The sequence below is a fragment of the Pelotomaculum sp. PtaB.Bin117 genome (assembly GCF_002067195.1).
Classification (GTDB): domain Bacteria; phylum Bacillota; class Desulfotomaculia; order Desulfotomaculales; family Pelotomaculaceae; genus Pelotomaculum_D; species Pelotomaculum_D terephthalicicum.
The window spans coordinates 1-5266 of the sequence record NZ_MVQM01000024.1; the positions used below are offsets into that span (position 1 = coordinate 1).

Here is a 5266-nt window from a genome sequence, read left to right on the forward strand (position 1 = left end):
GGCTCCCTTTGAACAGACCTTGAATGCGATACAGCATGTAGAAGAAAATTCAAACGCGTCGGAGAAAGATACTATAATATTTATTTATTCCGATTCCTATACAAGGAAAAACAAATATGCGATGGCTCAAAAGGGAATTGAACGCAGTATACAAGAAGGAACGACCATGCTGAATGGATATCCCGTAGTTAGCTATGGGGTTAAGTATGCCAGAAAGATATATGAATCTATGAAATCTCCGATAATGTTGAATACTGCAGATGAAGACTCAAGGCTGCAATTGGAAATAGTTTTAGCAAGTGGTTGGTCCGGTTACTCATCGCGTAGTTTACAGGAAGTCATAGCGCACTGTAAAAATATCCCTTTAGATGAAATGATCCGCCATGGTCAATATGAGGATAGGCTGGCAGCTTACTATACTGAAGTAAGTACGCCGGTACTTAGCTTTATGGCTTCAAATTTGACGGGTTATGATATCGCGGCGTTTCATGTAATAACGGTCGTTACTCACATTTTGCTGGCCGCTGAGCAGGGTGTCAAGCATATTATGATGGAACATGGACTGGGTATGAACCTGGTGCAAGATGTAGCGATGTTGAAAGTTTGTGAAAAATTGACTAAGTATTATTTGGATAAATTTGGTTACAAAGATATTACTCTCACCACAAGTATTTTCCCCTATCTTGGTTCCTGGCCACTTGATGTAGATAAATCAACTGCCCTAATTGCCTGGAATACGATTATTGGAATTTTGGGAGGAGCTAATTCTATTTTCCTAAAATGCGCCGATGAAGCCTATGGTACTCCCACTAAAGAAGGTATGGCCTCTGCGGCCAAATTGGCTAGACACCTGATAAGGGTATTACGTAATCAAACTTTACCTGATAACAAGGAATTAGACATTGAAGAGCAGATGATAGAAGCAGAAGCACGAGCGGTAATTGAAAAACTATACGAAATGGGCGACGGGGATCTGGCTGTGGGGATGGTTAAAGGGGTAGAAGCAGGGGTCCTGGATACTATGTTCGCTCCCTGGCGCTGGTTAAAAGGGAATGTTCTTTTGGTCCGTGATGTCAGAGGAGCATTAAGATATTTGAAGCATGGCAATGTTCCCCTGCCAAAGGAAGTTATTGAGTACAATCGCGAAAAAATAGCCGAAAGAGAAAGAAAAGACAACATAACAGCGGAATTAAACACCCTGATTCATGATGTGGGCTGGGCTTCCAGGCTATAAATATATGTTGCAGAACCATAAAGGAGTGTAAGTAGTATGGACATTAATTTATTAATTGATTTTGGCAGCACTTACACGAAAGTTCTGGCGGTGGATTTGGATACTGAGACTGTCCTGGGGCAGGAGCAGGCGGTTACAACAGTTGAAAGCAGCATCATGGTTGGTCTTCAGAACGCCTTGAATAAACTATACACAGCGAATCCGGTTATTAAGGAGGAAAAGATAAACAAAAGATTGGCCTGTAGTAGTGCTGCCGGAGGTTTGCGAATAATTGCCATCGGTTTGGTGCCTGAATTGACACTGGAAGCGGCACGCCGGTCTGCTCTAGGCGCCGGCGCGAAAATTGTGGGGTCTTATGCCCACGAATTGGATGAGGAGTCCATTTGTGAAATAGAAGCGAATACGTGTGACATGATTATGCTTAGTGGCGGAACTGATGGCGGGAATAAAGAAGTAATATTGCATAATGCCCGGGCGCTAGCCGGATTGAAAAAAAATTTAGTTGTTTTGGTTGCCGGAAATAAGGTGGTACGTTCGAAAATTAAAGAGATATTTCTAAGCGCGGGCAAACAAGTGGAGGTTACTGAGAATGTTTTGCCCGATGTCAATGTGATCAATGTTGAACCGGCACGCACAGCCATAAGAAATATTTTTATGGAACGTATTGTTAAATCAAAGGGACTGGATTCAGCCCAGGCATATGTGGGAAGTATTTTGATGCCCACGCCTATGGCTACTCTTCGTGCGGCTAAATTACTTGCCGAGGGCACCAAAGATGAACCTGGACTGGGGGAATTGCTTATTGTTGAAGTGGGTGGAGCAACGACCAATATACATTCCGTAGGGCATGGGTATCCGCGGGATGGGAGTGTGATTCTGAAAGGGTTACCTGAGCCCTATGCTAAAAGGACAGTGGAAGGTGATTTAGGAATTCGCTGGAACGCTCATACCATATTCGAATTAGCCAATGACCGCTTGAGAGAAAATCTACAGCTAAACAATTATCAAGAAAGTATACCGCATGTTGAAGAAGTTACCCGCGGTATGGGGGGAAATGTTGGCTATGTCCCTCAAGATGAGCAGGGCTTCCTTTTAGACACCTCCCTGGCCAGAACTGCTGTTCAGGTGGCCATGGAAAGACACGCGGGCACACTACGGGAGGTTTCCGGCTTTGGAGGATTAGTGCCTGTTCAGTACGGCAAAGATCTAACGGATACCAAGGTGGTCGTAGGTACCGGTGGTGTATTTCGTTATGGATTGTTTCCGCATAGTATCCTTGAAGGTGTCCTTTTTGATTCTCGCGCTCCTTTTTCGCTGAAGCCCAAAGAACCTTGCTTTTATGTAGATAAAGGATACGTTATGTATGCCGCGGGTTTACTTGCTGATGTTGCGCCAACCAAGGCTTTGAGGATATTAAAGAAACATATTCAACAAATTAGTAAACAAATTAGTAAGTAAGGATGTGAACCAATTCCCGGTTTACAGATGAAAGGGAATCGGGTGCAAATCCCGGACGGTCCGGCCACTGTAAGTGGGGAGCGGCTCCCATGATGCCACTGGGTCTTTTACCCGGGAAGGCGGGAAGTACGCCATGAGCCACAAGTCAGGATACCTTGATAATAATGTAATTACTGCTTTTAACCTTCCTGGGAAAGGTAAGTGGTGAATTTGAGCGCTGATAGTATTCTATGGCTCAATATATTACCCTGGCTTTTTCAAAGGCCGGGGTTTTAGTTTTCAAGAAGGGGGGTTGCGCAAATTGTGTTACAGTTACCCAAAAAAAATAAAAATATTTAATTTGTTGACGGCACTACTTGTCATACTGAGTTTACTCTACTCTATGACAGCTGGTCTTGGAGCATATTTACAACCCTGTTACGCCGATACCGTTTCAGTGGCCGGGATGGCTACTAAGGCGGTAGAATTTATCAACACAAAGTACCAAAGCGGTGAGAGCATTGACGGTTATGCTGCCTATGTCCTGGACCTGGCCGGCGAGGACCTGATGGCAGTCAAATGGACAGCCGGCGGCAAGACCTTGAAAAACAAGATCGAAAGTCTGGCCGACCTCCTCGGGGACAGCAACAGCTTAATCACGTACATAACGTCCACTCAGAACGCCGACGGCAGTTTCGGACCTCTTGCCAACGAGTACGGCACCAAAGCGCCGCTGCTGGCTCTGGCGACGACCAGGGCCGACACTGTCGGCGCCTCCGTTTACGACCAGGTGAACAACTCCATCACCCTTGCCGTTTCCTATTTTAAGAACGGCTACCAGAGCGGCAGCATGTCTTATGTGGCAACCGGCTGGAATTTTGATTACCGTTGCGTGGAGGCGCTTGCCGCTGCCGGCGAAGACCTTGCGTCGGGCGGCTGGACAAAAGGAAGCGTCTCTTTAAAGGACCGGGCGGTCGCCTCGGCTGATACCGTGGCGGCAAACCCCGCCGCGCAAAACGCCGTGTCTCTGGCCAAGGAACTTACCGTTCTCCGCGCCGTTTACCCCGCCTCGCCCAACATAAATATTCTGGCTGACGCGATAATAGCCCAAAAAGACACTTCCGTTCCGGGGCAAATCAGGTTCGGCGGCAATATCTACGACGATGTCCTTGTCCTGACCGCCCTGGGCAAGGCAGGCAGGCTCGGAGATGTTGACCAGGGTAAGGCGCTTGCTTACCTCAACACGTTGAAAACTGTCCACAATAACAGCTGGGGCGTAGCTACCGGGGCCGCCTGGGGAGGCTTTAACCCGGCGGAGTCCGACCTGACGGCCCAGGTGATCAGCGCGCTCAGCTACTTTGCCGACGCCAACAATCACGGTACCGGCGTGTATAACTCCATACAAGACGGTCTTACCTACCTGGCCGACATCCAGGACCCGGACACGGCGGCTATTACGGCCCAGTGGGACAGCACGTTCGCCACGGCTGAAACTCTTATCGCCCTGAAATCCCTAGGCAAGACCTATGATGAATATGCTGGCGCCGCGTCGTCCTGGCTGAAAGTATCCAGGACCAAGACCATCGCCCAGTGCCTGCTGGCGCTCAGCAAATGGAATGACGACACGACCCGGCGCGACCGGCTGGCCAACCTGTTGGCAGGCAGGCAAAAGCACGCCGGGCCGGGGCAGGGTTCCTTTGAAAACAGCGTTTACAGCGACATGTGGGCCTTTATCGCCCTGGGCGAAGCCGGTCGGACGGGCGGCATCGACAGCGCCGCAGCGAAGAACTACATCCTCTCCAAACAAGGCGCGGACGGCTCGTGGGGCGAAACTTTCGGAAGCGATTACTACGCCGACTTCCTGTCCACCACCCAGGCTATCCGGGCGCTCACCTACCTGCCCGATCTGTCGGACCAGCCGGTACAGACCGCGATTGACAACGGCCTGGCCTACCTGAAAGGTTTGCAGCAGGCAGACGGCGGTATCTATTCCACCTGGGACGACCCGGCGGTGGACAACTCAGAGCTTATTGTCACTCTGCACAGGCTGGGCAAAAATCCTTCCGCCAACGAATGGAAAAACACGGGCGGGCTAACCTCCGTCGACTGTCTGTTGAACAATATAATGAACGCCGACGGCAGCTTCGGCACGGCCAAAAACGTATTCGGGGCCGCGGAGGCGCTGTCGGCCCTGCTAATGGTCACAGGCCAGGGCAATCCCTGCACAGGCGACAACCAGCCTAACCCGAACCAGGACGAGTACAGCGTAAGCATCGCCGTGGCAGGGATGAAAGGCACACTTCTCTTCGGCCCGGGGAGCGTTGCCGTGAGCGCAGACGGGCAATGGGGCAAGACAGCGCTGGGAGCCCTGCATGCCACCGGGCTGAGCTACTATGCCGACCCAAGCAACGGTTTCGTTAAAAATATTGAGGGACAGGTTAACAGCGGCATGAACGGTTGGATGTTCAAGGTCAACGGAGCTGTGGCGGCGGTATCGGGCAAAGACCAGCCGGTTAGCGCGGGAGACCGGATTATCTGGTGGTACAGCGACGACATCAACTCCAGCGGGCCGGACTGGAACAGCTTGTTAAACGG

General features: G+C 50.1%; 3 protein-coding genes and 1 riboswitch. All 3 genes read left to right on the forward strand.

Translation table 11 applies throughout. The features are described from left to right. Positions 1 to 1234, forward strand: a 1234-nt coding sequence (locus tag A4E54_RS00720; protein ID WP_286723753.1) for a hypothetical protein, incomplete at its 5' end; no start/stop codon positions are given. A 36-nt stretch (positions 1235 to 1270) separates the two neighbouring features. Beyond that, a complete protein-coding gene (gene glmL / locus A4E54_RS00725; RefSeq protein ID WP_286723755.1) occupies positions 1271 to 2692 on the forward strand; it encodes a methylaspartate mutase accessory protein GlmL in 1422 nt (473 codons plus the stop codon). After that, a riboswitch (cobalamin riboswitch) is annotated at positions 2673 to 2865 on the forward strand. (Overlaps the previous gene by 20 nt.) Positions 2866 to 3074: 209 nt before the next feature. Next, on the forward strand, positions 3075 to 5266 hold a 2192-nt coding region (locus tag A4E54_RS00730), incomplete at its 3' end, for a DUF4430 domain-containing protein (RefSeq protein WP_286723756.1).